Genomic DNA, 24395 nt, shown 5'->3' on the forward strand with positions numbered 1-24395 from the left:
GCGGCATGTCCAATGTGCTCATGCGCCCCTGTCTCCCCGCAGCGCCCGGGTGCGCCGCGCGCTGCCAGCCGCGGGACGGGCGACGACGATCGCGAACGCGACGATTCCAAGCGCCACCACGACCGCGCCGAGCAAGGCCTGCCCGCGCGGCCAGGCTTCCTGCAGGAACAGCGCGCCGAGTCCCGCCGCGAACAGCAGCTCGGCAGCCTGCATCCCTTCGACCGCGCCCAGCGCGAGCGGATTGTTGCGGACCATGCCGGTCGCCTGGAAGAACAGGATCGTCGCGATCACGCCCGCGCCCAGCGCCACCCCGGCCGCCAGACCCAGCTGCGACATCGACGGCAGGCCGGCCTCGTACCAGGCGAAGGCCGCGACGGGTATCCACAGCGGCTGGCTGGCCAGCGTCATGCCGAACACGCGCTGCGTGGCATTGAGGTCTTCGCCGGTGCGCTCGAGATGCAGCAGCAGCAGACGGTTGCCGAGCGGATATGCAACTGCAGCGGTCAGCACGCAGGCCAGCGCGATCCACCCGGCCCGATCGAGACCGCTGCCGCCGTAGCCCAGCTGCATCAGCAGCACGCCTGCCAGGATCATCGCCGCGATGCCGAGCGCCGCGCGCGGTATGCGCCGGCGCGCATCACGGTAGAGCAATGGCGCGCACAGCATCCCGGCGATCACGGTGAACTGGAAACTGCCGGCCACCAGCCACGCCGGGCCGCTGGACGCGGCGAACGTAAGCATGCAGCAGAACAGCACGAAGCCGATCGCGCTGCAGCGCAGCCATGCCCAGGGATGCGCGGCGATCGCGCGCAGCACCGGAGCGGTCCCGCCCTGCATCGGCATCAGCGGCAGCAGGAGCGGCAGGGTGATGAAGTAGCGCAGGGACGCGATCCACGCCCAGTGCCCGCCACCGCTCGCGCTGGCGCGGTTGAGCACGTAGGTCAGGCTGAAGAACAACGCCGAAGCGAGCGCGAGGCCGACCGCGAGCAGCGCGCGACGCGCCTCGGGTTGTGCGACGGTCATGGCCGTGTGCGGCGGGCCGCATCGGCGCATGCATCCCGCGCAGTGGCGAGCGCATCGACCAGCGCGTCGACGTCTGCATCGCCATGCGCGGCGCTGAGGGTCACGCGCAGGCGCGCCTGGCCATCGGGCACCGTCGGCGGGCGGATCGCCGCCACCCAGAACCCGGCGGCATCGAGCGCTGCCGACATCGCCAGCGCGGTGGCGTTGTCGCCGCAGCGGAGCGGCTGGATCGGCGTCTGCGACGGCATCAGGTCCAGCCCAAGTCGCAGCGCCCGTGCACGGAACCGCTGCACCAGCGCCGTCAGGCGCTCGCGCCGCCAGTGCTCGTGGCGCGCGATGCGCACCGCGGTCAGCGCCGCGCCTGCCACCGCCGGCGGCAACGCGGTGGTGTAGACGTAGGGCCGCGCGGTTTCGGCCAAGTGGCCGATCAGGTCCGCATCGCCGGCGAGCACCGCGCCGCAGCCGCCCAGCGCCTTGCCCAGGGTGACCAGCTGCAAGGGCACCGCCTCCACGTCGAGTCGAGCCTCGACGACGCTGCCGCGGCCATCGGGGCCGACGACGCCGATGCCGTGCGCATCGTCGACGTACAGCAACGCCTGCTGCACGCGCGCGACGATGGCCAGCTCGCGCAACGGAGCGATGTCGCCGTCCATGCTGAAGACGCCGTCGGTGGCGAGCATGGCCGCGCCTTCGGGCAGCGTGCGCAACTGGCGCAGCGCGCCCTGCGCATCGGCGTGTGGATAGCGGCGCAGCCGGCAGCCGGCGAGCCGCGCGGCATCGATCAGGCTGGCGTGGTTGAGGCGGTCCTGCACGCAGGCATCGCCTTCGCCGAGCAGGCCCTGCACCACGGCGAGGTTGGCCGCGAACCCACTGCCGAACAACAGGGCCGCGGGCAGCTGCAGCCAGTCGGCGATCTCGCGCTCGAGCGCGTCGTGCAATGCGTGGTGGCCGCTGACCAGATGCGAGCCGCCGCTGCCGACCCCGTGCAGCGCCGCAGCGTCCTGCAGGGCCCCGGAGACCTGGAAATGCGACGCGAGGCCGAGGTAGTCGTTGCCGCAGAAGTTCAGCAGCCAGCGCGTGCTGCCGTCACTGCCGGCGACTTCGCTGCGCATGCCGTCGCGGCGCAACACCGTGCGCCGCACGCGGCGTGCCTGCAGCTGCGTGCGCGCCTCGCGTTCAGCGCGTGCGCGTGCGCGCAGGTCGGGCCGGTCAAGCGCCACGGCCGGTCCCGATCACGAGCGCGCCCATCGCGATGGCCGGCAACATCAGCAGGCCATTGATCGCCACGCCGACGCGCGCCGGGCGGGGCAACGCCATCTGCGCAGCATCGCGCGCATCGACTGCGCTCTTGTGCGCGAGCAGCGCGGCCGCGGCGAGCAGCGCCGCCGCAAAGCCCAACCCCGCGCCGGAGTCGCGGCAGAACAGCACTACCGCCCAGACGTGCACGCCGACAGCGGCGAGCCTGGCGATCGCCCAGGGCAGCGATTGCCGATGCCGCAGGGCGAGCACGAATCCACTCAGGCCCACCAGTGCCAGCAGCAGGAGATAGGCCCAGCCCAGCGTCGGAATCACGCGACGCAGCTCCGGGGATGCTGCGGCAGCTCGATGATGTCGTGGCCGGAGCCGCCGCCCGCATGGGCCGCGCCGTGCCCGTGTGCGGCATCCACCCGCACCTGCATCGGGCGCAGGCCCAGGCGCGCGAAAAGGGCCATGTCACGTTCGGTGTCCGGATTGCCGGTGGTCAGCAGCTGTTCGCCGTAGAAGATCGAGTTGGCGCCGGCCAGGAAACACATCGCCTGCAGCTCGTCGCTCATGTCCTGTCGGCCGGCCGACAGCCGCACCATCGATCGCGGCATCAGGATGCGGGCCACCGCGATCGTGCGGACGAAGTCGAACGGATCGATCTCCTGCGTGCCGTGCAGCGGCGTGCCTTCGACCTGCACCAGACGATTGATCGGCACCGAATCCGGATGCACCGGCAGGTTCGCCAGCGTGCGCAGCAGGCCGGCGCGCTGGCGGCCGGTCTCGCCCATGCCGACGATGCCGCCGCAACAGGTCTTGAGCCCGGCGTCGCGCACGTGTTCGAGCGTGGTCAGGCGGTCCTGGATCTCGCGGGTGTGGATGATCGAATCGTAGAACTCGGGATCGGTGTCGAGGTTGTGGTTGTAGTAGTCGAGGCCGGCTTCCTTGAGCGCGTGCGCCTGCTCGCCGGTCAGCATGCCCAGCGTGGCGCAGGTCTCCAGACCGAGCGCTTTGACCTCGCGGATCATCGCCGCCACCTTCGGCACGTCGCGGTCCTTGGGCGAACGCCAGGCCGCGCCCATGCAGAAGCGCGTGGCGCCGGCGGCCTTGGCCTGGCGGGCCTTCTCCAGCACCGCGTCGGTCTCCATCAGCTTGGTCGCCTGCACCCCGGTCTGGTAGCGCTGCGCCTGCGGGCAGTAGCTGCAGTCCTCGGGGCAGCCGCCGGTCTTGACCGACAGGAGCGTGCTGACCTGCACTTCGGCCGGATCGAAATGCTGGCGATGCACGCTCGCGGCGCGGAACAGCAGCTCGTTGAGTGGCAGCGCAAACAGCGCCTCGATCTCGGCGCGCGCCCAGTCGTGACGGACGGGCGCGGACTGGCCGGCGGCTTCGCGGGCGTGACTGACAACGGACATGGCGATCTACCGACGGTGAAGGCGTGACTGGCCCGGCAGTCTGGAAAGCATGCCCGATGCTGTCAACCTGGAGCCCCCGACGCAGGTTGACGGCCGCTGGCGACGCCTGCTGCGCAGCCTGCTGGCCACGCGATGCCTGGTGTGCCGAGAGGCGGGCATCGACGGTCGCGACCTCTGCGCCCCTTGCACTGCCGCGTTGCCGTGGATGCCGCACGCCTGCAGCCGGTGCGCGCAGCCGGTGCCGTCCGGCGATCCGTTGTGCGGACGCTGCCTGCGCCGGCCGCCCCCGCTGGGCGCCGTGGTCGCCGCGTTCGATTACCGCTTTCCGGTCGACCGCCTGTTGCCGCGCTTCAAGTTCCATCGCGATCTCGCCGCCGGGGCGCTGCTCGGCGATTGCCTGAGCCACGCGACGCAGCACGCCGAACGCCCGGATGTCCTCGTGCCGGTCCCGTTGCACGTCGCCCGCCTGCGCGAGCGCGGCTACGACCAGGCACTCGAACTTGCGCGCGTGCTGGCGCGCGGTCACGGCCTGCCCTTGCGCGCCGACCTGCTGCGCCGGGTGCGGGCGACCGCGCCGCAGTCACGGCTGGCCGCAAAGGCGCGGCGACGCAATCTGCGCCATGCGTTCGCTGCCGCCGCATCGGGCGGCGCACCGGCCCACGTCGCCCTCATCGACGACGTCATGACCACCGGCGCCACCCTGCATGCCGCCGCGCATGCCCTGCGCCGCGCGGGCGTCGCGCGTGTCGATGCCTGGGTATGCGCGCGGGTGCGCTGAGGCGTGGATGCGGGTCGGCAAGCGGGTCCGGGCTTCGCCACGATGCCCACGGCCCCGGCCGCCGAGGCTGATCAGCCCGGTGCGAAACCTGTCGGCAACGCGTAATCCGCGGCGATGCCGGCGAAGATCGCCATGCCGACCCAGTGGTTGTGCAGGAAGGCGCGGAAGCAGGCCTCCCGCTCGCGGTGACGCGCGATGACGAACTCCCAGACCACGAGCGCCAACGCCAGGCCCAGACCCAGCCAGTAGTAGGCGCCCAGCCCGGCCTCGCGGCCAACCAGCGCCAGCGCGACGAACGCGAGTGCATACAGCACACCCTGGGCGACGAGATCGAGATCGCCGAAGAGGATCGCAGTCGACTTCGACCCCGCGCGGATGTCGTCCTCGCGGTCGACCATCGCGTACCAGGTGTCGTAGGCGGTGGTCCAGAAGATATTGGCGACGAACAGTACCCAGCCGATCGGCGGCACCGTGCCCTGCACCGCCGCGAACGCCATCGGTATTGCCCAGCCGAACGAGATGCCCAGATACACCTGCGGCAGATAGGTGTGGCGCTTGAGATAGGGATAGCTTGCCGCGAGGAAGACACCGACGACGCTCATGGCGATCGTCAGCGGGTTCATCGTCAGCACCAGTGCGAAGGCCACCAGCATCAGCGCCGCGAACAGCAGCAGCGCCTCGCGCCCGCGGACCGCGCCGCTGGCCAGGGGGCGGTCCTTGGTCCGTTCGACGTGCGGGTCGAGCCAACGGTCGGCGTAGTCGTTGATCACGCAGCCGGCCGAGCGTGTCAGCCAGACGCCGGCGCTGAACACCGCCAAGGTCCACAGCGGCGGCACGCCCTCGGCGGCGATCCACAGCGCCCACCAGGTCGGCCACAGCAACAGCAGCCAGCCGATCGGCCGATCCCCGCGCATCAGCTTCCAGTACTGCCGCAGGCGCTCACGCCGGGGCGGCATGGCGGGCTGAGTGAAACGTTCGTAGTCGTGCATGGCTGCGGGGAGGATATCAGCGGGGCTGGGGCGGCGCGGTGGTCAGCAACTCCGGGAACGGCCCGCGCCCCGCTCGGTCTACTCTCTTCCTCACTCCAGGCGCGATCAAACCGCACCGGATCGAGGGTCTCGAAGTGGTCGCCCAGTAGCCGTACTCCGCATAGTTCGACCGCCCCCGCCCGGGCAAGCCCCGTGCACTCAGGACCCGACCTCATGGCTACCGAGCGCATGCCCCGGAGACCCGCGACACCAGTCGGTACGTCATGATCTGCTGGTGGCGACCGGATGGCGCTGTCGGGCAGGACACACTCCGATCTCCTGAGCCCTGGGTTCACTGCGGGTTTCACGGCTTCACCGCGGGCGACACACTATGGCTGTTCGCCCGTCCGCCCGCCTTGCGGTACATCGTGGCGAACGTGGCGCATCGGCGCGCCTGCCGGGACAACTTTTTTCGGGGACTCACGATGCGCATTCTGGTTTGCGGCGGCGCCGGCTACATCGGCAGCCATATGGCGAAGTGGCTCGGCGCACATGGCGCCGAGGCCGTGGTGCTGGACAACCTGTCCACCGGCCATCGCGAGGCAGTGCGATTTGGCAGGTTGATCGAGGCGGATCTGCTCGATCCCGCATCGCTGGACACGGCGTTCGCGCTGGGCCCGTTCGATGCGGTGATGCATTTCTGCGCACGTTCGCTGGTGGGCGAGTCGGTGCAGAAGCCCTACGACTATTACGACAACAACGTCGTCGGCACGCTCAACCTGCTGCGGGCCATGCAGCGGCATGGCGTGGGGAAGATCGTGTTCTCCTCGACCGCTGCGATATTCGGTGAGCCGGTGTCTGCACGCATCAACGAGACGCATCCCAAGACGCCGATCAATCCCTACGGCGCCAGCAAGCTGATGGTGGAACGGGTGCTGGCCGACGCGGGCGCGGCCTACGGTCTGCGTTCGGTGTGCCTGCGCTACTTCAACGCGGCGGGTGCCAGCCCGGATGGCGACATTGGCGAGGCGCATACGCCCGAGACGCATCTGATTCCGAACGTGTTGCGTGCAGCCCTGGGCAATGGCGAGCGGCTGAAGGTATTCGGCGATGACTGGCCCACGCCCGATGGTACCTGCGTGCGCGATTACATCCACGTCGACGATCTGGCCCAGGCCCATTGGCAGGCGCTGGCCTACATGGAGACACATGCAGGCGCGCACGCATTCAACCTCGGCAACGGCCAGGGATTCTCGGTGCGCGAGGTGATCACTGCGGCGGAGGCGGTGAGTGGCCACGAAATCCCCTGGGATATCGCGCCGCGACGCGCGGGCGATCCCGCTGTGCTGGTGGCCTCGAACGACCTCGCTCGCCGCGAGTTGGGCTGGACCCCGCGCTATACCTCGCTGCCCGAGATTATCGAGACGGCGTGGCGCTGGCATTGCGCGCCGACGTTCTGAGTCCTGACTGCTGGAGCATGCCGGCTGGTCGGATTGCCCCGCGACCTCGACCATGCATCCGCCCCCGATGCGCCGCATCGCGTGTCCATGTGCGGCCGCCGCGTGCGACCTCGATGTGGTCGCATGCGCTGCCGCGCGAATGTGACCGGCTCGGCTCGGGCCCGGAGGTGCATGGGATGCAGCAAACAATGCTCCGCTCCTCCGAAGCCGGCCCAAGCGAGGCCTTGGACATCGCCCGCGATGGAGTGCGTAAGAGCTACCTCTCCCGACTCGCTTCCGGGGAGAAAAGCCTGGGCGTGGCGCAAGTTTTGGGGTGTAGCGTCCGGACGTCGGGCTACGCGGCGCCGCGGCTCGTGATCCACCAGCCGAGTGCGACCAGAGCCAGCCCGCACAGCACGCTGGCGGCGATGTAGAGGCCGGCCATTGCGATGTCGCCCCGTCGCAGCAGCGCCAGGGTGTCCAGCCCGAACGCGGAGAACGTGGTGAAGCCGCCCATGACGCCGACGAGGAGCATCACGCGCACGTCGGGGGTGAACCACTCGTGGCGGACGATGCCGCCGGCCAGCAGGCCCGCGACGAAGCAGCCCAACAGGTTCACCGCCAGCGTGCCGAGCGGGAAGCGCAAGGGCGTGGACGCATTGGCGCCAGCCAGCTGCAGTGTCCAGAGCGAAAGGCCATAACGGCAGACCGAACCGAACGCGCCGCCGAGCGCGACGAGCATCAGGCGTTGCATGCACACGTGCGCGAATGCATAGGAGCGCGGGACTGCGGAGTGGCGGAACAGCAGCTGGTCTGCGGCATGGTGTCCTCGAATGCGAAGCGCAGCGGCCGCACGGAACATCGCAGAAGATGGCGCGCCTGGAGGGATTCGAACCCCCGACCAATGGCTTCGGAAGCCACTACTCTATCCGGCTGAGCTACAGGCGCACGGTGCAAGCGCCGCACCACGATCGTGGCGGGGCGGCCGCAGATTGTAGCGGAAACGGCCGGCGGGGAGAGATGCGTGATGGGCGCGATGGCGGTGGAGAGACGAAGGCGGCAAATCGCGGCCCCCGGCGTTACCGGGACGACGGTGAAGGCGGTGGCAGGTCGCGGTCACGCCTTGAGCCCAGCGACGCGCAGTGCGTCGTGGGCTTCGGCTGGCCCGCTTGGAACGCGCCCTCACCCCAACCCCTCTCCCGGGGGAGAGGGGCTTGAAGCGGCGCTTCGGGCCCGCGCGGCGTGTCTTGTCGCCTGCCTGGCCACAGCTCGCTTTCTTGCTCGTGCCTCGGCGACAACTCGTTCCCTACTCGGCGCGGCTCATGTCCGTGAGGGGGCACCGGCTGGTTGAGCGGAGTGCGGAGCCCTTCGGTGAGGTGGCGTTTGCCGGATCGGCTGGTGGGTCTGGCGCGCGGAACGTGCCCTCACCCCAACCCCTCTCCCGGTGGGAGAGGGGCTTGAAGCGGCGCAGCAGGCGGGGCGCGGCGTGTCTTGTCGCCGCCTTGTCTCCGACCTGTTTGTTACTGGCTGACCCCAGCTCGCCGCCGGGGATGCGAGGCGCGATACAGGCTTGGCGTCGGGCGCCCGTATGTCCCTGGCTGCAGCCCGATGCGGCGGCGCGTTAGCGCGAGGGCGTGGCCGATGGCGTGGGCGCCGCCTCGGGCGCAGGGGCTACCGGCGCGGGTGCCGCCGGGGCCTGGGGATCATCGGCCGGTATGGAGGGAGGCGAGGCCTGCCCCCGCTCGTCCGGACTGCTCGCAGGCGCGGTGGCGCCGGATTCGCCAGGCGTCGCTCCGGAAGACGCGTCTTCGGGCCCGGTGGGCGCGGACGCAGGCGGCGTGCCGTTCGATTGGACCGGCGAAGCCCCGGGCCGGGCAGTGGCCCGAGGGGTCGGCGTGGTTGCAGGCGGCGCGTCCTGCACGCGTCCCTGCGCGGCCGGCACCCAGGGCTTCTTCAACTCTGCCAGCGCGGCGCTGATCGGGCCCTCGCCGGGCAGGGCCTCGCCGCCGGTGGAGCCGTCTTCCTCGTCGCCCTGCAGATGGCCCGGCAGGTTGGCTTCGGTGTACATGGTGGCGGCGCGCGGTGCATCGGGGTCGGCGCTGGCCGCGCCATCCGGACGCAGGGTGACATCGGGATCGATGCCGCGGGCCTGGATCGAGCGGCCGCTCGGCGTGTAGTAGCGCGCGGTGGTGAGCTTGACCGAATCGCCGTTGTCGAGCGGCAGCACGGTCTGCACCGAGCCCTTGCCGAAGGTGCGGCTGCCGATGACGCGGGCACGGTTGTTGTCGCGCAGGGCGCCGGCGAGCACTTCGGAGGCACTGGCCGAGCCGACGTCGACGAGGACGACCACCGGTGCGCCGTCGAGCAGGTCGCCGGGGGATGCGCTGAACTCGGCATCGCTGATCGGGATGCGGCCGCGGGTGCTGACGATCTTGCCCTCGTCGAGGAGGTCGTCGGCGATCTGCACCGCGGAGGTCAGCAGGCCGCCCGGATTGCTGCGCAGGTCGATGACCAGGCCGCGCAGTTTGCCGCCGGCCTGCTGCTTGAGTTCGCTGACGATGCGGCTGAAGTCCGCGGCGGTATCCACCTGGAACTGGCTGAGCCGGACGTAGGCATACCCGGGCTCGAGCATGCGGCCGCGCACGCTGACCACCCGGATGGTCTCGCGGTCGACGCGGATCTCCAGCGGCGCGGTTTCGCCATCGCGGAGCACGCCGATCATTACCGAGGTGCCCGGCGCGCCGCGCAGTGGGCCGGGGCCTTCTCTGTCGGACGGGGTGAGCGTACGACCGTCGACACTGATGATCACGTCGCCCGCGCGGATGCCGGCCTTGGCCGCCGGCGTGCCGTCGATCGGCGCGATGACGCGCATGCTGCCGTCGCCCAGATACATCACCTCGACGCCGATGCCGTCGTAGGCGCCCTCGGTGCCTTCGTCGAAGGCCGTCGCGGTGTCCTTCTCCATGTAGACGCTGTGCGGATCGAGATCGAGCAGCAGGCCGCGGATCGCCGACGTCATCAGCTTGCGGTCTTCGACCGGCTCGACATAGGCCTCGCGCACGGCGTTGAACACGCCGACGTAGCGGCGGATCTCCTGCAGCGGCACGCGGCTGGAGGCGTGGTCGATGGCGGCGGGATCATCGCTCGCGGCGACGTCGGCCTCTTCATCGGAACCCGCCATCGGGGCATCGCCCGGGCTCTGGACCTGTGGTGGTCCGTCGGCCTGCGGGGACGGCGCCGGCTGCGTCTGGTCCTGCGCGGTCTGCGCGAACGCGGCCGGCGCCAGCAGTGCAAACAGGGCCAGCGCCAATGAATTCGCGCGCATGCATGGACTCCGGGAAAGGCGGGAAACACGCGTGGATGCGTGCCAATCGATTATGCGGGCAGCCTGTGTGAATGGGTTGAACGGTGCTCGGGATGTTCAGTTCTGCGGTAAGTGGCGCGCGCCGCGGGCGCTGCGGATTCGGGTCGGTGGTTGCGAAGGGGTGATGCCGGGTTGGCACGTGTGGATCGTCTTCGCGCTGACACCGCTGTGCCGCGCGATCGAAGGCGCGTGGTGGGGAGCTGCGGTCGGCTGCCCTCACCCCAACCCCTCTCCCGGAGGGAGAGGGGCGTGCATGGCGCGCGGTGAGGGGGCTGCGGTCGGCGGCCCTCACCCCAACTCTTCCGGGGGAGAGGGGTCTGGATGGCGCGTGGGCGGGGCGGGCTGCAAACGGCTGCCCTCACCCCAACCCCTCTCCCGGGGGGAGAGGGGCTTGCATGGCGCGCGGTGAGGGGGCTGCGGTCGGCTGCCCTCACCCCGCCCCTCTCCCGGAGGGAGAGGGGCTTGGATGGCGCGCGGTGAGGGGGCTGCGGTCGGCTGCCCGCACCCCAACTCTTCCGGGGGGAGAGGGGCTTGGATGGCGCGTGGGTCGGGTGGACAACAGTCGGCCAACCCCTCTCCCGGAGGGAGAGGGGCTTACATACGCGCGGGCTGGAAGGACAGCGGTCGTGCGCTCGCTCCAGCCCCTTCTCCGAAGGCGGCTGTCACGCGAGGCGCATAGCGGGGCTGGAACGCGGGCTGTCAGCGCAGCTTGGGGTAGGGCTTGAGCCCCTCTCCCTCCGGGAGAGGGGTTGGGGTGAGGGCGATCGTGGCCAGGATCTGTTCGAGCACGGTCTCCGTGCGCACCAGCAGATCGTGGTTCCAGAACCGCAGGACGCGGTGGCCGCGGCGCTCCAGGAACCGGGTGCGGTCGGCGTCGCGGTGGGGCTGGTGCTGGCAGCCATCGAGCTCGATGACGAGTGCGGCCTCGATGCTGAGGAAGTCGACGATATAGGGGCCGATCGGGTGCTGGCGGCGGAACTTCACCCCCAGGCGCCGGTCACGCAGGTGGAACCAGAGCAGGCGCTCGGCGTCGGTGGATTCGCGACGCAGGCTGCGGGCAAAGCGCAGTTTCGCGGGTGTGGCGCGCATCGGCGGTTCCCTGTGACCCGAATGGAAGCGTGGGCGCGCGATGCGGGCGTGTCGCTCGGAAGGCGGTGGATGCGTCTGTGGGGGTGTGGCGCGTGTTGTATGGGAATAGTCGGCTGGGCGCCCGTGCTGGCACTTGGTCGCGACCGGGCGAGCGTTGCGGTGAGCTGCCCCTCCCCCGCTCGCAGGGGGGAGAGCGACTGGATGGCGCGCGGGGGGCCAGGCGCGCTGGGGGCGGTTGCCCTCACCCCAACCCCTCTCCCGGAGGGAGAGGGGCTTTCACGGCGTACGGGTACGTGGGCGGGGAGTTGCTCTGCCGGACGCGGGGCCGGGCGCGGCGACTTGCGCGGCGGAGACGGCCGGTGGGATCGGCGAGGCTTGAGCCCTCTCCCTCCGGGAGGCTTGAGCCCTCTCCCTCCGGGAGGCTTGAGCCCTCTCCCTCCGGGAGGCTTGAGCCCCTCTCCCTCCGGAGGCTTGAGCCCCCTTCCGGAGGCTTGAGCCCTCTCCCTCCGGAGGCTTGAGCCCCCTTCCGGAGGCTTGAGCCCCTCTCCCTCCGGGAGAGGGCTGGGGTGAGGGCGTCCGCTGTCACCACCGCGTTACTGACACGGCTCTGGCGGCCGCGTCAGGATGCTGGGACTTCAGGAAGCCTGCCCGCAGCCGCGAGCCGCGCCGTCATCCAGCCCGCGGCTGACCGGCTCGCAAGCGAATCGCCGATCCAGCGCGCGAGCGGCGCGCATGCCTGGCCTCAGCGGAGCGTCAGCGCCGCTGCAACCAGGTCGCCGGATTGACCGGCGTCCCGTTCTGGCGGAGTTCGAAGTACAGCCCGCTGCGGCCCTGCCCGCCGGAATTGCCGACGCTGGCCAGGGTGTCGCCGCGGCGCACCGTATTGCCGACGCTCTTGAGCAGGCCGTCATTGTGCGCGTAGAGGCTCATGTAGCCGTTGCCGTGGTCGACGATCAGCAGCATGCCGTAGCCGGTCATCCACTCGGCGAAGACCACGGTGCCGTCGGCGACCGCCTTGACCGGCGTGCCCGCCGGGGCACCGATCAGGATGCCGGTGCTGCTGCGGCCGTCGGGCAGCTTGCCGCCGTAGGGGGTGAGCAGGCTGCCGCTGATCGGCCAGCCCAGCCCGCCGACCTGGGGCGCGGCATTGCGCGCGACCTGGGTGGGCGGACGCGGCGGCGGGCGGGGACGGCCCGCGGCTGCGGCCTCGCGGGTTTCGCGCGCTTCACGTTCGCGCGCGGCGGCTGCGGCGGCGCGACGTTCGGCCTCCGCGCGGCGTGCGGCTTCGCGCAGCTGGGTAAGCACGCGCTCGAGTGAGCGCGCATCGCGACCCAGCGCCTTCTCGCGCGCGCTGCGGTCGTTGAAGCGCGATTCGATGCCCTTGACCGCCTCGGCACGTGCGATGCGATCGCGCTCGACCTTCTCCAGCTGCGCGCGTTGCTCGGCCTGCGTCGCCTCCAGTGCCGCGCGACGCTCCTGGATCGCGGCTTCGATGCCGTCGAGCTCCTGCATTTCGGCGCGCAGTTCGCCGATGCGCGTGCTGCGCTGCTGCTGCAGGTAGCGGTGGTAGGTCAGCAGACGGCCGGCGTCGGCCACGCGGTCCTGGGCGAGCATCAGCTTGAGCGCGGCTTCGTCGCCGACCGTGTAGGCCGCGCGCAGCAGCGAGGCGAGTTCCTGGCGGCGGGTCTCCACGGTGGATTCGAGTTCCACCCGGCGCGCCTGGAGCTTTTCCAGCGCGATCTGTTCCTCGGCGAGCCTGACCCGCGTCTCGCGCAGCGCGCGCGTGGACACATCGACCTGTTCGTCGGCCGCGCGCAGGTCCCGCGCGGCCTTGCCGCGCTGGCCTTCAAGCCGGCGTCGCTCGGCAGCGACATCGCGCAGTTCCTTGCGCACGCGCTCGAGCCGGCGCTCGGTCTCGCGACTGCTCTGCGCCGATGCCTCGAACACGGGCAGCGCCGCGACCAGCAGCGCGACCAGCAGCAGCGCGCGGCCGCGGGGCATGTCAGCCAGCGGCCTGCAGCAGGCTGCGGCCGGTCATCTCGGCTGGCGGTGCAACGCCCAGCAGATCGAGGATCGTCGGCGCGAGATCGCGCAGGGCGCCACCGCGGCGCAACGGCACGTCGCGGCTGCCCACATAGATCAGATCCACCGGACCCACCGTATGCGAGGTATGCGGCTCGCCGGTTTCCGGGTCGCGCATCATCTCGACATTGCCGTGGTCGGCGGTGATCAGCAGCTCGCCGCCGCGCTCGCGCACGACCTCGACGATCTCGCCCACCGCGCGGTCGACGGTCTCGACGGCCTTGATCGCCGCTTCCAGTATCCCGCTGTGGCCGACCATGTCCGGATTGGCGAAGTTGCAGATCACCACGTCGAAGCGTTCGTCGCGCACCGCCTGCACGAGCCGCTCGCAGACTTCCGGCGCGCTCATTTCCGGCTGCAGATCGTAGGTGGCGACCTTCGGACTCGGCACCAGGATGCGCTCCTCGCCCGGATACGGAGTCTCGCGGCCGCCGCTGAAGAAGAACGTCACGTGCGCGTACTTCTCGGTTTCGGCGATGCGCAGCTGGGTCAGGCCATTCGCACCGAGCACTTCGCCGAGCGTGTTGGTCAGGTTGTCGGGCTGGAATGCGAGCGGCGCCGGCAGGCGCGCGTCGTATTCGGTCAGGCAGACGAACCGCGCGAGTTGCGGGCGGCGGGCCTGGAAGCCGGTGAACGCGGGATCGACGAATGCCGCGGTGAGCTGTCGCGCGCGGTCGGCGCGGAAGTTCATGAAGACCACGGCGTCACCGTCAGCCATCGGCGTTGCACCATCGATGACGGTGGGCATCACGAATTCGTCGTTCTCGTCACGCGCATACGCCGCCTGCAATGCAGCAACCGCATCGGGCGCGTGATACGGGGACTCGGCCTCGACGATCGCATCCCAGGCCTTGCGCACGCGCTCCCAGCGCTGGTCGCGGTCCATGGCGTAGTAGCGCCCGGACACGCTGGCGACGTGGGCGTTGCCGAGCGTGGCGCAGCGCGCCTGCAGCGCGCGCAGGCTCGGTTCGGCCGACCGTGGCGGCATGTCGCGCCCGTCGGTGAAGGCATGGACGGCAACGCGCGCAACGCCACGCCGCGCGGCCAGATCGAGCATCGCCAGCAGGTGCGCCTCGTGGCTGTGCACGCCGCCGGGCGACAGCAGGCCCATCACATGCAGGGTGCCGCCATTGGCGCGCACCGCATCGCAGGCGGCCAGCAGCTCGGCGTTGTCGAAGAAGCTGCCGTCCTCGATGGCCGCATCGATGCGGGTCAGGTCCTGGTAGACGATGCGGCCAGCGCCGATGTTCATGTGGCCGACTTCGGAGTTGCCCATCTGCCCATCGGGCAGGCCGACATGACGGCCTTCGGTATGGATCAGCGTGCTCGGGTGCTGGGCGAGCAGACGCCGCCAGTTGGGAATGTCGGCGAGGGCCAGCGCGTTGTCGCGCGGATCGTCGCGGTGCCCCCAGCCATCGAGGATCAGCAGGACGACCGGGCGGGGACGGGAAGCGCTAGCGGCATGAGGCACGACGTTCGACCCAGTGACCAAAGACAGATGCGATTGTAGCGAAGCAGGGGCAAGCTACCGTCGACAGGCCACCGCCTGCCCTTTCACCCAGGAGATCCACATGTCCCGTTTCCAAGTCCGCGGTCGCTGCGCCCCCCTGCTGCTCGCGGCCGCACTCGCGCTGGCGACCGGTGCCGCGTTCGCGCAGTCGGACATCTCCAAGGTCAACGGCGCGGTGGAAGCCGAGGCGGGACAGACCTATCGCGACCTCAGCACGGTCAACGGTGGCATCCGGATCGGCGACGGCGCCACGGCGCGTGACGTGGACACGGTCAACGGGGGCGTCCGCGCCGGCGACGACGTCACGCTCGGCCAGGTCGAGACCGTCAACGGTGCGATCGAGCTGGGCGCCCGCGCCCAGGCCCGCTCGCTGGAGAGCGTCAACGGCGGCGTCCGTGTCGGCACCGATGCGAAGATCGGCGGCAATATCGAGAGCGTCAGCGGCGGCGTATTCGTCGACCGCGGCGGCCGCGTGGACGGCAACGTCTCGACGGTCAACGGCGCCATCGGCGTGGTCGGCACCGAGATCACCGGCGACATCAAAACGGTCAACGGCGACATCACCGTCGGCGCCGGCTCGCACGTGCGTGGCCGGGTCGTGGTGGACAAGCCCTCCTCGAACTGGTTCCCGGTGACGATCAGCCGCCGCAGCCCGCGCGTGATCATCGGGCCCGACGCGATCGTCGACGGGCCGCTGGAGTTCAAGCGCGAAGTCACGCTGTACGTGCACACCAGCGCCAGGACCGGCGCGATCAGTGGCGCCACCGCGGTGCCCTACGACAGCGCGCGCGCGCCGCAGGAGTAGGACGCATCTCGGCGGGTGACCGGAAGGACGGAAGTCTTCGCCGCACCCGATACCGGTCGCCGCATGCGGACCGCTACTCGCGGAACAGCGGCTCCAGACTGGAACGCGACAGCGGCACGAAGCGGTAGCGCCGTTCGCCGTACCGCAGGCTGACCTCGTAGTCCTGCGGGTTCTGCCACAGGGCATCGTCGATCGGGGCGGGTGCGCCCTCGTCGCGTTTCGTCACATCGACCATCACCGGCGGCGCTCCGCCCTGCTGCTGGATGGCGAGGAACGCGTCGATTTCCTGCCGCTGCTGCGCAGCCGTCGTCGCCGTGGTGACCCGGGCCCATGCGGTGTCGGCTGCTGCATCGTGCGTCATCTCGTCTCCGCTACGTCCGCTGCCACATGCGCTCGACAGCAGACCTGCCGCCAGCAGGCAGCCCGCGAGTGCCCTCCGGAAGATGCTGCGCTGGAGATCGGCCGGCATGATCGCGTCAGTTGTTCCGGTTGACCCACGCTTCCACGAGATCCATATGCCGGTCACGCACGTCCATGCCGGTGTGCATGATGCTGTCGGTGTCGTTCTGCGCCTCGGGACCACCCTTGCCATTGTATTCGTCGGGCAGGCCGATCATGTGGCCGAACTCGTGGGCTGCACCGACCTGCGGATCGCTGGCGCCCTTGCTCACCGGATTGACGTCCTCGCTGTCGAAGCGACCGGTGTTCTGGCCGGGAACGACGTAACTCTGGCTGAAGCCGCCGGCGTCGATCTTGACGACCTCGATGCTCCAGTTCTCGCTGGTGTCGAGCACGTCGCGTACGCCGCCGAAGAAGCCGCCTGGGCGCTCGCCCACATCGAGTTTGATGTCCAGCGTGATCTGCTCGCCGTTGTCGTCGGTGAACGTATGGCCGTGCCAGGCGGCCTCGACCGCCGCCGTGTAGTCGTCGATGAACTGCTGCCTTTCCGCGGCGGTCCATCGTTGCCCATCCGGGCCTTCGGTGAAGTCGAACTCGATCTTCATGTCGAGTTCGAGCGCGAAGCTGCCGTCGGGCTCCCGGTACAGCTGCAGGTCGTACGCGTCGCGCACGCCGCCGGCGGTGACGCTGTCCTCCGAGGCCACCAGTTCGCGTTCGGCGGAGCCTGTTGCTGTGGCGCCCGCGATTGCCCCCAGCATGCGGCGGACGCCTTCCGACACCGATGTCCGGTCACTGGCGCAGGGCAGCGCCTGGAACGCTCCGGCCCGCAACAGCGAAGCTGCCGACCAGGCGCGCAGTTCGGGGTTGCGGGATGCGATGGCGTCCAGCATGGCGGAGCCTCGATCGCGGATGCGCGTGTCTACCGGGACGCTGCGCCCGACCCGCACTGCGGCCAAGCTGGGGCGCACCGAGGTGCGGGGGCGCCTCTGGCTGAACGCACGTATAGTGCGGCCTCCACGATTTTCGGAGGTTCCAGGATGCGCAAACCCCTTCTTCTGCTGGCATTGCCGGCCGCGCTGGCGTTGGCCGGTTGCGGTGACCGGGATGCCGCGCAGACGGCAGCCACGCCCGCTGCCGACGCCCCGGCCGAACACACGTTCTCCCCCGCGATCAACGGCGAGGACTTCGGCGAGATGGTGCGCATGCTTGCCTCCGACGAGTTCGAAGGTCGCGCGCCCGGTACCGCCGGCGAAGACAAGACGGTCGAGTACATCAAGGCCCAGTTCGAGCGCATCGGCCTGCAGCCGGGCGGCGACAACAACAGCTGGTACCAGACGGTGCCGATGGTCGAGACCTCGGCCGATCCCTCGACCGTGCTGCGCCTGAACACCAGCGCCGGCGCCCGGGAGCTGAAGTTCGGCGAGGACATGGTGATCGCCACGCGCAGCGGCCGCACCGACGTCAACGTCGCCGACAGCGAACTGGTGTTCGTGGGCTACGGCGTCGATGCGCCGGAGCAGAACTGGAACGACTACGACGGCCTCGACGTCAAGGGCAAGACGGTCGTCATGCTGGTCAATGATCCGGGCTTCCACGCCAACGACGCGACGCTGTTCGACGGCGAGAAGATGACCTACTACGGTCGCTGGACGTACAAGTTCGAGGAAGCCGCGCGCAAGGGCGCGGTGGCCGCATTGATCATCCACGACACCCCGGGCGCCTCCTACGGGTGGGATGTGGTGAAGAACTCCTGGTCGGGCCCGCAGTTCGACCTGCGCACCGAGGACGATCCCGAACCGCGCCTGCCGGCGCAGGGCTGGATCACCGGCGACGTGGCGAAGCAGCTGTTCGCCGATGCCGGGCTGGATCTCGACGCGCAGATCAAGGCCGCCAACACCCGCGGCTTCAAGCCGGTGCCGCTCAAGGCGACGGTCGGTTTCGACCTCAAGAGCACGATCGCCGAGAAGAGCTCGCGCAACGTGATCGGCATCCTGCCGGGCACCGAGGCGCCGGAGCAGGCGGTCCTGTACCTGGCGCACTGGGATCACCTGGGCAAGCACGAGGGCGAAGGCGCGGACGGCGACACGATCTACAACGGCGCGATCGACAACGCCACCGGCGTGGCCGGCATCATCGAGATCGCCGAGCAGTTCGCGACCACCGATCCCAAGCCCAAGCGCTCGGTGGTCTTCGTTGCGGTCACGCTCGAGGAATCGGGCCTGCTCGGCAGCAAGTACTACGTGGCGCAGCCGACGATCGATCTCGCCCAGACCGTGGCCGTGATCAACCTCGACGCCATGAGCGTTGCCGGGCCGTCGCGGGACTTCGTCGTGACCGGCCAGGGCAACTCGGAACTCGAGGACATCCTCAAGACCTTTGCCGACCAGCAGAACCGCACCCTGGTGCCGGAAGGCAACACGGCCGGTGGCTTCTACTTCCGCTCCGACCACTTCAACTTCGCCAAGGCCGGCGTGCCGGCGCTGTATGCCAAGGGCGGCAACGACCTCGTCGACGGCGGCACCGCCGGTGGCAAGGCCGCGACCGACGATTACGCCAAGCGTTATCACCAGCCCGGCGACGAGTACAACCCGGAGTGGAACCTCGACGGCGTGGTGCAGGATCTCGAGGCGCTCTACGGCGTAGGCCGCACCCTGGCCGATGGTGACCAGTGGCCGACCTGGTACGAGGGCAATCCGTTCAAGGCCGCGCGCGACCAGATGCGCAGCGAAGCGGGCGCTCCCTGACCGGCCCGTAGGATTCGCTCATCGAAGAAGGCGGCGACAGCAATGTCGCCGCCTTTTTTCTTGGGTCAGCGACGCGCTCTCCGTATGCGGGCCTCGCCGAAGCGCCGTCGGTTCCGCCGCGTCGCCAGCATCCGCCCGACCCGCGCTTCTTCCGCGTGGCGAGTTCGAGCGGACTGTGGGCGCGCCGCTGCCGGAGGTTCCCGTCGTCGCCACTGCGCTCCGGAGAACGCGGATGCCGTGTCCCGCGCATTGGCCCGCTCCGGCCGGAGCGGCGCGCGGATCGGCAGCGCGCCGGGCGCGCCTGCCCCGGGGACGCCGCTCGCATCTTCGTGCGATAAGGCACCAGCCTCCATCCGACACGAGACCACCCGATGACCCTGTCCACCGCCTACTGGTGCGTGCTGACTGCCGCACTGCTGCCTTACCTGTGGGTCGCGCTCGCCAAGGCATCGGCGCCGCGCTACGACAACCGCGATCCCCGTGGCTGGATCGCCCAGCAGCAGGCCCCCCGGGTGAAACGCGCCTACAACGCCCACTCCAACGCCCTCGAGGCCTTCGCGCCGTTCGCGGCCGGCGTGGTGCTGGCGCAACTGGCGGGCGTGGCGCACGCGCATATCGCGGCGCTGGCGCTGGTGTTCGTGGCGCTGCGCGTGGTGCACGGCGTGGCCTATGTGGCCGATCTCGCGCCGCTGCGCAGCCTGGCATGGTTTGGCGCACTGGCCTGCGTCATCGCGCTGCTGGCCCAGGCGGCGCGGTCGATCGCTTGAGCGGCGCTACCGACCCGCGCCCGGTGCTGGCGCTGTTCGATTTCGACGGCACCATTACGACACGCGAGACCCTGCCCGACTTCCTGCGCCTCGCCACGCCTGCCCGGCGTCGCGCCTGGGGCGCGCTCCTGTTCGCGGTGCCGCTGCTGGCGTACCGGCTGAAGCTGCTGCCGGTGCACCTGTTTCGCGCCTGGCTGATCCGCTACGCATTCCGTGGCCTGCCGCGCGCGGACATCGAGCTGGCCGGATGCCGGTTCGCGCATGAGGTCCTGCCAGGGCTGGTGCGGCCGGACATGCAGGCCGCCATCGATGCGCATCGCGCGGCCGGCGATACCGTGGTCGTGGTGTCGGGCGGGTTCGACGTCTATCTGGCGCCCTGGTGCGCCGCGCAGGGGATCGAACTGATGTGCTCGTCGCTGGAATCGCGCGGTGGCGTGCTCACCGGCCGCTACGCAGGCGCGCAGTGCGTGGCCGCGGAGAAGGCCCGACGCGTCCGCGCGCGCTACGACGTAGCCCGGTATCGCGAAATCCACGCCCATGGCGACACGCACGAGGATCTGGCGCTGCTTGCACTGGCCCGGTACGCGACCTATCGCGGCGCGCCATGGATCGGGCGCGGATGAGGATCCGCCGGCTGCATCGATGCAGCGCCCGCCGGGTGCCCGACTGCTGATTCCTGCGCGGCACCAGATGCCGCCGGTTGTAGACGAACAGCACAAACATGATCGCCAGCTGCCCAAGACCAACGGCAATGGAGGGCCCATAAAATGGAGGGCCCATAAAAAGCCGCCCGCCCCCCGGGGGAGGGGCGGGCGGCAAATGGACCGGCTCTGGAGAGAGAGAGAGCGACCGAACGCCCTCAAGGGGCTGGCGTTCGGGACGTCACCGGTCACATGGGCACGCGTGTCTTTCTGCGGATCAGTGGATTCAGGTATCGCTTGCGGCACTGCCGGCGGTGGTCGGCGTTGACGCTGGGTCGGTGGTCGGATCGGTCGGCGGCTGCGGCATCGGATCCATCGTCGGATCGGTCGGCGGCGGCATGCTCGGGTTGGTGGGCGGCGGCATGCTCGGATCGACCGGCGTCGGGCTTGTCGGATTGGTGCTCGGAGGCGGCGTCACCGGCTCGTTCGCGGGGTGGGCCGGAGCGGGCGCGGAATCGGTTGTGGGCGCCGCCGGGGTGGTTGCCGGTGTGTCGGCAGGCCGGTTGTCGTTGCAGGCGGCAAGCGCGAGGCTGATCGCGGCTGCCATCGGAAAAAGAATATGCCGCATCGGAATCTCCTCGTCTGATCTCGGCCCCAGCATGGCGGTGGACATGTAGCCCCTGTGTCGTGAGATACGTGCATTTTTCGTTATCCGGTGCTCAGGAACGCCGATCCGATCGCAAATCTGGACATTGCCTGTCGCGGCGGAACTGCCGCTGCACTCGACAATGCCATCACACCAGGCTTTTAAGCTTGGGCGATGGCCATGCGCGAACCTGCTCCCGCCGACGCACGTGTGGCACTCGATGCACGGCAACACGATCTTGCGCGGCGCTTCGATGCGGTGCGTGCCCGTACCGCCACGCTCGCCGCGCCGATCAGTGCCGAAGACGCGATGGTCCAGAGCATGGAGGACGCCAGTCCGACCAAATGGCACCTCGCGCACACCACATGGTTCTTCGAGCGCTTCGTGCTGGCCGAAATGCCGGAACATCACGCCTTCGATCCGGCCTGGGACTACCTGTTCAACAGCTACTACCAGGGCGTCGGGCCGATGCATGCACGTCCCAAGCGCGGGCTGCTGTCACGGCCTACGCTGTCGCAGGTCGCCGCATATCGCGATACGGTCGAAACGCGGGTGCGCGAGCAACTCCGGCGGGGCACGATGGCTGCGCACCTGCTCGATATCGTCGAACTCGGCCTGCAGCACGAACAGCAGCACCAGGAGCTGCTGCTGACCGACATCAAGCACGCGTTCTTCAGCAATCCGCTGCATCCTGCCTATCGCGACGATCTGCCGGTGACGCGCGGCGAGGCCGCCGGCCTGCGCTGGATCGCGCGGTCGGAGTCCATCGCGCAGATCGGACACGCCCCGTGGCCCGGTGCTTGCGGATTCGCCAGCGACAACGAATCGCCCCGTCATCGCGCGCTGGTGCCGGCGCATGCGCTGGCCAGCCGCCCGGTGAGCAACGCGGACTTCCGCGCCTTCATCGCCGACGGGGGTTACCGCACGGCCGCCGTCTGGCTCAGTGCGGGCTGGGACACGGTACGGGCTCGCGGCTGGTCGCGGCCGCTGTACTGGAACGCCGGGATGGATGCGGAGTTCACGCTCGCCGGCTGGCGTGAGCTCGACCCGGAGGCACCGGCCTGCCACCTGAGCTACTACGAAGCCGAGGCGTTCGCCCGCTGGGCCGGTGCGCGCCTGCCCACCGAGTTCGAGTGGGAACAGGCGGCGCAGGCGCTTCCGGTCGCCGGCAACTTCGTCGACAGCGATCATCTGCATCCCCACGCTGCACCATGCGCATCGACCGGCCTGCAGCAGATGTTCGGCGACGTGTGGGAATGGACATCGAGTGCGTACACCGCCTACCCCGGCTATCGCCCATGGCCCGGCACGCTCGGCGAATACAACGGCAAGTTCATGGATGCCCAGTGGGTGCTGCGCGGCGGCAGCTGCGCGACGTCCGCCGACCACATGCGCGCCAGCTACCGCAACTTTTTCCCGTCCGACGCGCGCTGGCAGTTCGCCGGCCTGCGCCTGGCCAAGGATTCCGCATGAATGCCGCCATCGCGCGCGCCCGCGCGCAGGCCGCCCTGACCGATCTGCGTCCGCAACCCGACGACATCGCCGCCGATGCCATCAACGGGCTGTCACGCACGCCCAAGTCGTTGCCGTCGAAGTATTTCTACGATGCTGAAGGCTCGCGCCTGTTCGAGGCGATCACGCGGCAGCCGGAGTACTACCTCACCCAGGTGGAGCTGGCGCTGATGGAATCGCGCATGCCGTCGGTCGCCGCGGCAGTCGGCAGCGGCGCGCATGTGGTCGAGTTCGGCAGCGGCAGTGGGCGCAAGACCGAACTGTTGCTCGAAGGCCTGGAGGCGCCGGTCGCCTACACGCCGATCGAGATCTCGCGCACCGCACTGATGGACAGCGTGACCCGACTTGGCCAGCAGTTCCCGGAGGTCGAAATGCTGCCGGTCTGCGCCGACTTCACCGGGCCCGTCCCGCTGCCCCCCGCCTCGCGGCACGTGCAGCGCACCCTGGTGTTCTTCCCGGGCTCGACACTGGGAAACTTCTTCGAAGGCGATGCCGTGCGCCTGCTGGCTTCGATGCGCGGGACCATGGGCGAGAACGGCCGCGCCCTGATCGGTATCGATCTGGACAAGGATGCCGCGGTGCTGGACGCGGCCTACAACGACCGCGCCGGGGTCACCGCCGCCTTTACCCTGAACCTGCTGGCGCGGCTCAACCGGGAGATCGGCAGCGACTTCGATCTCGACGGCTTCGGTCATCGCGCGGCCTATTCGCGCGAGCGCATGCGCATCGAGACCGCGCTGGTCAGCACACGCGCGCAGTCGGTGCGGATCGGCGAGCGGCGCTTCGACTTCGCGCAAGGCGAGGCGATCGAGGTCGAGATCAGCCAGAAGTACACCGATGCCTCGTTCGCGGCGTTGACCGTGCAGGCGGGGCTGGAGGTCATCGACGGCTGGAACGATGCGCAAGACCGCTTCGGCCTGCGTCTGCTGCGACCGCGCTGAGATCCCGGCCGTCGGCGATGCGACCATCGCCGCGGTGATCCGCGCCCTGCTGGCCGCGCGCGGACCCGCCGCATCGATCTGCCCGTCGGAGGTCGCCCGCCGCCCGCCTGCCGACGCCAACTGGCGCGATGCGATGCCCGAGGTGCGCCGGGTCGCGCGCGCGCTCGCGCAGGCAGGAGAAATCGTGATCACCCGGGGTGAGGCCGCCCTCGATCCTGCGGCCCCATTGAGCGGCCCGATCCGGCTGCGGCGCGGGCCGCGGGCAGACACGGGCGGCGCGGGGCGATGACCCCGGCAGGCGTGGCGTATCGTGTCGCACATGCCGCCTTCAGACGCCCCGCACGACCGCCCGTTCGCCCCTTCGTGCGAACGCAACCGGGCACCGATCCTCGAGGTCCTGCAGACGTACTTCCGCGACCGGCACGCGGTGCTGGAGATCGGCAGCGGCACCGGCCAGCACGCGGTGCATTTCGCCGAAGCGATGCCCTGGCTGCAGTGGCAGTGCAGCGATCGCGCACAGCAGCTGGCGGGCATCACCCGATGGCTGGACGCGGCGGGGCTTGCGAACACGCCCGCGCCCGTTGTGCTCGACGTCGCCACCGGGCCCTGGCCGCGCCCGCCGGCCGGGCTCGCCGCATTCGACGCGGCGTTCACCGCCAACACCCTGCACATCATGTCCTGGCCCGCGGTCGAAGCCTGCTTTGCCGGTCTCGATACCGCGCTCGCGGCCGATGCGACGCTGGTGGTCTACGGGCCGTTCAACGTCGGCGGTACCTACACCAGCGACAGCAACCGCGACTTCGACGGCTGGCTCAAGGCCCGCGACCCCGACTCGGGGATCCGCGACCTCGAAGCGGTCGACGCCCTCGCCGCGAAGATCGGCCTGCACCTGCGCGACGACATCGCGATGCCGTCGCACAACCGCTGCCTGGTGTGGCGGCGGCAACCGATGCGCTGAAGCTGCGACGAGTTCCCGCGTCGTCGCGGGTGACGACGCCCGACCAGCGGGCGTCGCACGGTTAGTAAGGCG

General features: G+C 69.9%; 23 protein-coding genes and 1 tRNA gene. 11 read left to right on the forward strand and 13 right to left on the reverse strand.

Annotation, left to right across the window (positions count from 1 at the left end; genetic code table 11):
* Positions 1–18 precede the first annotated feature (18 nt).
* From CNR27_RS02020 to bioB, 4 genes are read right to left on the reverse strand one after another with little or no spacing between them, the layout of a single operon-like run.
* Entirely contained in the window at positions 19–1023 is a 1005-nt protein-coding gene (locus CNR27_RS02020) for a multidrug resistance efflux transporter family protein (protein WP_096296704.1), read from the reverse strand.
* Positions 1020–2243, reverse strand: a complete 1224-nt coding sequence (gene bioF, locus CNR27_RS02025) for an 8-amino-7-oxononanoate synthase (protein ID WP_096296705.1) — start codon at positions 2241–2243, stop codon at positions 1020–1022. The genes CNR27_RS02020 and bioF overlap by 4 nt, the downstream gene beginning before the upstream one ends.
* Positions 2233–2595, reverse strand: coding sequence for a hypothetical protein (locus CNR27_RS02030; protein WP_096296706.1), 363 nt, complete (start codon positions 2593–2595; stop codon positions 2233–2235). Before CNR27_RS02030 ends, bioF begins: the two co-directional genes overlap by 11 nt.
* Positions 2592–3680, reverse strand: coding sequence for a biotin synthase BioB (gene bioB, locus CNR27_RS02035; RefSeq protein WP_096296707.1), 1089 nt, complete (start codon positions 3678–3680; stop codon positions 2592–2594). Before bioB ends, CNR27_RS02030 begins: the two co-directional genes overlap by 4 nt.
* Positions 3681–3729: 49 nt before the next feature.
* Here bioB and CNR27_RS02040 point away from each other — a divergent pair, with 49 nt between their 5' ends.
* Positions 3730–4458 (forward strand): ComFC family protein, encoded by a 729-nt coding sequence (locus CNR27_RS02040; protein WP_096296708.1) that lies wholly within the window; start codon positions 3730–3732, stop codon positions 4456–4458.
* Positions 4459–4529: 71 nt separating this feature from the next.
* Here the strand turns inward: CNR27_RS02040 and ubiA are convergent, their stop codons facing one another.
* A complete protein-coding gene (gene ubiA, locus CNR27_RS02045) occupies positions 4530–5447 on the reverse strand; it encodes a 4-hydroxybenzoate octaprenyltransferase (protein ID WP_096296709.1) in 918 nt (305 codons plus the stop codon).
* A 464-nt stretch (positions 5448–5911) separates the two neighbouring features.
* On the opposite strand from ubiA, the gene galE reads away from it, so the two are divergent.
* Positions 5912–6886, forward strand: a complete 975-nt coding sequence (galE, locus tag CNR27_RS02050; RefSeq protein WP_096296710.1) for a UDP-glucose 4-epimerase GalE — start codon at positions 5912–5914, stop codon at positions 6884–6886.
* A 334-nt stretch (positions 6887–7220) separates the two neighbouring features.
* Here galE and crcB read toward each other — a convergent pair whose 3' ends face one another.
* The 6 genes from crcB to gpmI all read right to left on the reverse strand — a co-directional run bounded on the left by crcB (position 7221) and on the right by gpmI (position 14871).
* On the reverse strand, positions 7221–7619 hold the full coding sequence (gene crcB / locus CNR27_RS02055) for a fluoride efflux transporter CrcB (protein WP_096300177.1): 399 nt from the start codon (positions 7617–7619) through the stop codon (positions 7221–7223).
* Positions 7620–7736: 117 nt separating this feature from the next.
* Positions 7737–7813 (reverse strand) — tRNA-Arg (locus tag CNR27_RS02060).
* 673 nt (positions 7814–8486) lie between these two features.
* Entirely contained in the window at positions 8487–10190 is a 1704-nt protein-coding gene (locus tag CNR27_RS02065; protein WP_096296711.1) for a S41 family peptidase, read from the reverse strand.
* A gap of 738 nt (positions 10191–10928) precedes the next feature.
* Complete coding sequence (locus tag CNR27_RS02070; RefSeq protein WP_096296712.1) at positions 10929–11318, reverse strand: endonuclease domain-containing protein; 390 nt, start codon at positions 11316–11318, stop codon at positions 10929–10931.
* A 753-nt stretch (positions 11319–12071) separates the two neighbouring features.
* On the reverse strand, positions 12072–13319 hold the full coding sequence (locus tag CNR27_RS02075; protein WP_096296713.1) for a murein hydrolase activator EnvC family protein: 1248 nt from the start codon (positions 13317–13319) through the stop codon (positions 12072–12074).
* A 1-nt stretch (position 13320) separates the two neighbouring features.
* Positions 13321–14871, reverse strand: coding sequence for a 2,3-bisphosphoglycerate-independent phosphoglycerate mutase (gpmI, locus tag CNR27_RS02080; protein WP_096296714.1), 1551 nt, complete (start codon positions 14869–14871; stop codon positions 13321–13323).
* A gap of 100 nt (positions 14872–14971) precedes the next feature.
* Between gpmI and CNR27_RS02085 the strand changes: the two genes are divergently transcribed.
* Positions 14972–15715 carry a DUF4097 family beta strand repeat-containing protein gene (locus CNR27_RS02085; RefSeq protein WP_096296715.1) on the forward strand — a complete coding sequence of 248 codons (744 nt, stop codon included), beginning with the start codon at positions 14972–14974 and terminating at the stop codon, positions 15713–15715.
* A 73-nt stretch (positions 15716–15788) separates the two neighbouring features.
* On the opposite strand, the gene CNR27_RS02090 is transcribed toward CNR27_RS02085, so the two are convergent.
* A complete protein-coding gene (locus tag CNR27_RS02090) occupies positions 15789–16184 on the reverse strand; it encodes a hypothetical protein (protein ID WP_157745201.1) in 396 nt (131 codons plus the stop codon).
* A gap of 7 nt (positions 16185–16191) precedes the next feature.
* Positions 16192–17004 (reverse strand): hypothetical protein, encoded by an 813-nt coding sequence (locus CNR27_RS02095; protein WP_096296717.1) that lies wholly within the window; start codon positions 17002–17004, stop codon positions 16192–16194.
* Between the two features lie 147 nt (positions 17005–17151).
* Between CNR27_RS02095 and CNR27_RS02100 the strand changes: the two genes are divergently transcribed.
* From CNR27_RS02100 to CNR27_RS02135, 8 genes are all read left to right on the forward strand, one after another.
* Positions 17152–18858, forward strand: a complete 1707-nt coding sequence (locus tag CNR27_RS02100; RefSeq protein ID WP_096296718.1) for a M28 family metallopeptidase — start codon at positions 17152–17154, stop codon at positions 18856–18858.
* 371 nt (positions 18859–19229) lie between these two features.
* Positions 19230–19625 (forward strand): MAPEG family protein, encoded by a 396-nt coding sequence (locus tag CNR27_RS02105; RefSeq protein WP_199730900.1) that lies wholly within the window; start codon positions 19230–19232, stop codon positions 19623–19625.
* Entirely contained in the window at positions 19622–20248 is a 627-nt protein-coding gene (locus tag CNR27_RS02110; protein ID WP_245815713.1) for an HAD-IB family hydrolase, read from the forward strand. The genes CNR27_RS02105 and CNR27_RS02110 overlap by 4 nt, the downstream gene beginning before the upstream one ends.
* A gap of 356 nt (positions 20249–20604) precedes the next feature.
* Positions 20605–20943 (forward strand): hypothetical protein, encoded by a 339-nt coding sequence (locus tag CNR27_RS02115; RefSeq protein WP_157745203.1) that lies wholly within the window; start codon positions 20605–20607, stop codon positions 20941–20943.
* Positions 20944–21092: 149 nt separating this feature from the next.
* Positions 21093–22385 carry an ergothioneine biosynthesis protein EgtB gene (gene egtB, locus CNR27_RS02120; protein ID WP_245815715.1) on the forward strand — a complete coding sequence of 431 codons (1293 nt, stop codon included), beginning with the start codon at positions 21093–21095 and terminating at the stop codon, positions 22383–22385.
* Positions 22382–23365, forward strand: coding sequence for an L-histidine N(alpha)-methyltransferase (gene egtD / locus CNR27_RS02125; protein ID WP_096296722.1), 984 nt, complete (start codon positions 22382–22384; stop codon positions 23363–23365). Before egtB ends, egtD begins: the two co-directional genes overlap by 4 nt.
* Positions 23322–23654, forward strand: coding sequence for a DUF3253 domain-containing protein (locus tag CNR27_RS02130; RefSeq protein ID WP_096296723.1), 333 nt, complete (start codon positions 23322–23324; stop codon positions 23652–23654). The genes egtD and CNR27_RS02130 overlap by 44 nt, the downstream gene beginning before the upstream one ends.
* Positions 23655–23684: 30 nt before the next feature.
* Positions 23685–24323: a DUF938 domain-containing protein gene (locus CNR27_RS02135; RefSeq protein WP_096296724.1), complete on the forward strand. Its 639-nt coding sequence runs from the start codon at positions 23685–23687 to the stop codon at positions 24321–24323.
* The last annotated feature ends 72 nt before the right edge of the window (positions 24324–24395 follow it).

The organism is Luteimonas chenhongjianii (assembly GCF_002327105.1).
Classification (GTDB): Bacteria; Pseudomonadota; Gammaproteobacteria; order Xanthomonadales; family Xanthomonadaceae; genus Luteimonas; species Luteimonas chenhongjianii.

Coding starts and splice junctions, on each gene's coding strand:
- CNR27_RS02020 (WP_096296704.1), bottom strand. CDS start 1,023: ATGACCGTCGCACAACCCGAGGCGCGTCGCGCGCTGCTCGCGGTCGGC.
- bioB (WP_096296707.1), bottom strand. CDS start 3,680: ATGTCCGTTGTCAGTCACGCCCGCGAAGCCGCCGGCCAGTCCGCGCCC.
- CNR27_RS02040 (WP_096296708.1), top strand. CDS start 3,730: ATGCCCGATGCTGTCAACCTGGAGCCCCCGACGCAGGTTGACGGCCGC.
- ubiA (WP_096296709.1), bottom strand. CDS start 5,447: ATGCACGACTACGAACGTTTCACTCAGCCCGCCATGCCGCCCCGGCGT.
- galE (WP_096296710.1), top strand. CDS start 5,912: ATGCGCATTCTGGTTTGCGGCGGCGCCGGCTACATCGGCAGCCATATG.
- crcB (WP_096300177.1), bottom strand. CDS start 7,619: ATGCAACGCCTGATGCTCGTCGCGCTCGGCGGCGCGTTCGGTTCGGTC.
- CNR27_RS02065 (WP_096296711.1), bottom strand. CDS start 10,190: ATGCGCGCGAATTCATTGGCGCTGGCCCTGTTTGCACTGCTGGCGCCG.
- CNR27_RS02070 (WP_096296712.1), bottom strand. CDS start 11,318: ATGCGCGCCACACCCGCGAAACTGCGCTTTGCCCGCAGCCTGCGTCGC.
- CNR27_RS02075 (WP_096296713.1), bottom strand. CDS start 13,319: ATGCCCCGCGGCCGCGCGCTGCTGCTGGTCGCGCTGCTGGTCGCGGCG.
- CNR27_RS02085 (WP_096296715.1), top strand. CDS start 14,972: ATGTCCCGTTTCCAAGTCCGCGGTCGCTGCGCCCCCCTGCTGCTCGCG.
- CNR27_RS02090 (WP_157745201.1), bottom strand. CDS start 16,184: ATGCCGGCCGATCTCCAGCGCAGCATCTTCCGGAGGGCACTCGCGGGC.
- CNR27_RS02095 (WP_096296717.1), bottom strand. CDS start 17,004: ATGCTGGACGCCATCGCATCCCGCAACCCCGAACTGCGCGCCTGGTCG.
- CNR27_RS02100 (WP_096296718.1), top strand. CDS start 17,152: ATGCGCAAACCCCTTCTTCTGCTGGCATTGCCGGCCGCGCTGGCGTTG.
- CNR27_RS02105 (WP_199730900.1), top strand. CDS start 19,230: ATGACCCTGTCCACCGCCTACTGGTGCGTGCTGACTGCCGCACTGCTG.
- egtB (WP_245815715.1), top strand. CDS start 21,093: ATGCGCGAACCTGCTCCCGCCGACGCACGTGTGGCACTCGATGCACGG.
- egtD (WP_096296722.1), top strand. CDS start 22,382: ATGAATGCCGCCATCGCGCGCGCCCGCGCGCAGGCCGCCCTGACCGAT.
- CNR27_RS02130 (WP_096296723.1), top strand. CDS start 23,322: ATGCGCAAGACCGCTTCGGCCTGCGTCTGCTGCGACCGCGCTGAGATC.
- CNR27_RS02135 (WP_096296724.1), top strand. CDS start 23,685: ATGCCGCCTTCAGACGCCCCGCACGACCGCCCGTTCGCCCCTTCGTGC.